We start from the raw sequence: 528 nt of genomic DNA, 5'->3' as shown, positions 1-528 counted from the left end.
ATCGTGGGGCGTCCGAAGAACCAGTAGCCGTCGTAGATCTTGTAAATGATGAGGTCCGGCTCCAGCACGATGACGTGCGGGATCATCGGATTGTGGGCTGGGTCGGTATATTCCGCGATATCGAGGTTCTTCTGAACGATGCGTCGTGGATCGGAGAGAAAGGGCCAGTGCGCCCCTACACCGCTCCGATATTCATTCGTCTGGCTGATATTGTCGGTCGTGATCGTGACCAGTCGGCAATAGCCCACCTCCATCTCGCGATGGAGCTGCAGCAACTCTTCGGCCTGACGACGATCCTTTGGACAGTAGCCGCCCCGGCCGAGCACGACCACCATCGGATCCTGTCCCTGTAGCTCGGAGAGTTTGCGATGCTTCCCGGTGTGGTCGCTCAGCTCATAGTCCGGGAAAGCGGCTCCCTGCGTCATGTCGGATCGCATTTGAATTCTCCCTATTTGAGTGCAGTCGCGCGGCCTCCGGTCACAAGTCAATCACGACATTGCCTTCGGGGCGCGTGCAGCAGATCAGCAC

General features: G+C 58.3%; 1 protein-coding gene. It reads right to left on the bottom strand.

What is annotated here, in order from left to right; translation table 11 throughout:
* Positions 1-437, bottom strand: a 437-nt coding sequence (locus tag AC1D00_RS44750; RefSeq protein WP_477015167.1) for a redoxin domain-containing protein, incomplete at its 3' end; no start/stop codon positions are given.
* Positions 438-528 lie beyond the last annotated feature (91 nt).

This window comes from Bradyrhizobium sp. P2_E8, from assembly GCF_056403875.1.
This window is presented reverse-complemented; position numbering and strand designations above follow the sequence as displayed.